This is a genomic window from Paenibacillus sp. 01L418, from assembly GCF_056400045.1.
In genome coordinates this window covers 1-2,406 of sequence record NZ_JBFTSN010000653.1, presented here as the reverse complement: position 1 = coordinate 2,406, position 2,406 = coordinate 1, and the positions used below count along the sequence as shown (strand labels likewise).

The window sequence follows — 2,406 nt, the reverse complement described above, 5'->3', positions numbered from 1 at the left end:
GTCCAGCAGTACGACGTCTGGCAGCTCAATTAACATTTTGGCTAGTGCGGCGCGGTTGCGCCAGCCGCCTGACAATTGATCGATAGGCTGTTGACGCGATTGCTCATCAAATCCAAGCTTAGTGAGTACGGTATCGATCTCTACAGCAGCATTCCAGCCATTATGATGCTCCATCTGCTCGAAGAGATCTGCTTGACGATTCAGCAGCTGATCCATTTCATCAGCATCAACGGTAATACCAAGCTTTTCTCCGATTTCCCCAAGCTCGCGTTCGATGATCCAAATATGCTCATAACAAAGCTCCAGCTCTTGTTTGACGGAACGATTGCCGCTAAGCTCTGAGAACTGTGAGAAGTAGCTCACCTTAACCTTCGGATCAACCTCTACCTTCCCTGCTGTAGGCTCTTCTCTGCCTAAAATAAGTTTAAATACGGTCGATTTTCCTGCGCCGTTACGGCCTATAAGACCGATTCGTTCCCCTTTGCTTATACGAAAATAAATATCTCGAAAAATAAGTGTATCTTCATACTTTTTCGTTACGTTCTCCAACCGAATGACGCTCATGTCGCTCACCTCTGTATATGGTTGTAAACCACTTTCGGGTGATGTGTCAAGCTAAGTGCAGCATACATCTATTAGACAGCTTTACAACAGCTTCACTGTACCATTGGTATAACCTACGATGACCTTAGTTGCCATACCGATAAACAATCCGTTATCGACGACACCAGGGATGAGATTTAATGTATGTTCCAGCTGTTCTGCTTGTGAAATGATACCAAACTGACAATCTACAATAAAGTTGCCATTATCCGTTACAAACATTTGATTTTCTTTCGTTCTCACTGTCGTCTCAGCGCCGAGATTACGCAGTTTTCTTATTGTCATTTCGTAACCAAACGGAACGATTTCTACCGGGAGCGGGAAACGTCCCAATTGCGCGACATGCTTGCTTTCATCTACGATGATAATTAGCTGCTTACTGGCGGCAGCTACGATTTTCTCTCGGAGCAGCGCGCCTCCTCCGCCTTTGATTAAGTTCCATTCGTTATTTACTTCATCTGCGCCGTCAATTGTCACATCAATTTGCTCAATCTCTGCGAATGGAAGCATCGTTATGCCAAGCTCTATCGCAAGCTCTTCAGAAGCTCTCGACGTAGCAATCGCCTTAATCGATAGGCCCTCCTTTACTTTTTGGCCGATTTTTTGAATCGCCCAATAAGCGGTTGATCCTGTTCCTAATCCCACGACCATTCCGTCCTTAAGAAACTCGACAGCTTTTTCGGCGGCTAATTTTTTTGAGTCCATTTATACAGCTCCTTCACTCAATCAATCGTATTTTGTAAAAAAATATTGTACTCACTATATTAATGGAGAGTCATCTCAAATGAACGCTATTTATGTCGTTAATTATTAATTTTCACATGCATCAACCGACAAACATCACATCACGAATCTGGTAGACTAGCAATTAGGTTGTCCCACCACAGAATAGGAGCGCTGATTATGCACACAATTTCGAATGAACAATTTACGAATGAAACGATTGCTTTTGACGGATTTAGCTTTATCGGGTGTACCTTTTCGAACTGCGTCATCATTATCACTACGCTGGACTTTAATTTTGAACGATGCTCTTTTTATGATTCTTCCCTGCACGTCAACCCGAAACTTCCCATATTCGCGATCTCTCACAAGCTTTCACAGTCTACTTATGATTCAGACACGAACTGTTATCAGAACGATTATAAGTATCCCCAAACCGTTGTAGAATTACCGGAAGCCGTCCATCGCTGATTCGGTTTAATTTTTCTAAACATACTATTCCCTAATAGGGAATGCAAGTCTGTAATCAAAGGATGCCCTATAAAAAAAATCGCGCTTCTTATCGAAGCGCGATTTTTTGTGCTATTCCTTAATCTAGTTAACGATTCGACTAGCCAATCGTTCGATTCGCAGCACAAGCTCCTGCATATGAAATGGCTTAACGACGTAATCATCTGCACCAATTTGTAGTGCATTGACGATATCAGAAGTATTATTGCGGGCCGTCAGCATGACGATCAACAGCTGTTGTTCAGGATAATTGAGGCGCAGCTCCTTTAATACCTCTAATCCGTCCAAATCAGGCATAGAGCCATCGAGCAGGATAATATACTTTTCACTCTCTTTGTACCAGTTGGAGGATAAGAACGTTCTACCGTCTGCATAACCTTCTGCTTTTACCTTCGTATGATTCGTAGGTTTCCAGTTAAAAAATCGATTGATGATAATCTCTCGGATTAATGGATCATCATCAACGACAATGATGTTTAATATCGATTCGTTTTTGGAATGGTTTAATGCCTTGGAATAAACAACCGTTTGGTTTCTTCCTCCGCGTTTCCCACTGTATAAAGCTTGATC

The 2,406-nt window shown here is 42.4% G+C and carries 4 protein-coding genes; 1 reads left to right on the top strand and 3 read right to left on the bottom strand.

Annotated features, from left to right (window positions below):
* Together AC1DSE_RS34205 and rpiA are read right to left on the bottom strand one after the other, a co-directional pair.
* Positions 1 to 564: ATP-binding cassette domain-containing protein (locus tag AC1DSE_RS34205; protein WP_477529008.1), on the bottom strand; the 564-nt coding region annotated here is incomplete at its 3' end.
* A gap of 81 nt (positions 565 to 645) precedes the next feature.
* Complete coding sequence (rpiA, locus tag AC1DSE_RS34200) at positions 646 to 1,308, bottom strand: ribose-5-phosphate isomerase RpiA (protein ID WP_477511644.1); 663 nt, start codon at positions 1,306 to 1,308, stop codon at positions 646 to 648.
* Between the two features lie 198 nt (positions 1,309 to 1,506).
* Here rpiA and AC1DSE_RS34195 point away from each other — a divergent pair, with 198 nt between their 5' ends.
* Positions 1,507 to 1,797: a hypothetical protein gene (locus AC1DSE_RS34195; RefSeq protein ID WP_441886282.1), complete on the top strand. Its 291-nt coding sequence runs from the start codon at positions 1,507 to 1,509 to the stop codon at positions 1,795 to 1,797.
* Between the two features lie 123 nt (positions 1,798 to 1,920).
* Here the strand turns inward: AC1DSE_RS34195 and AC1DSE_RS34190 are convergent.
* The coding region (locus tag AC1DSE_RS34190; protein WP_477529007.1) for a response regulator transcription factor at positions 1,921 to 2,406 on the bottom strand (486 nt) is incomplete at its 5' end.

Bases quoted from the DNA above. Each gene is read 5' to 3' on its own strand.
- AC1DSE_RS34195 (WP_441886282.1), top strand. From the start codon at position 1,507: ATGCACACAATTTCGAATGAACAATTTACGAATGAAACGATTGCTTTT.
- rpiA (WP_477511644.1), bottom strand. From the start codon at position 1,308: ATGGACTCAAAAAAATTAGCCGCCGAAAAAGCTGTCGAGTTTCTTAAG.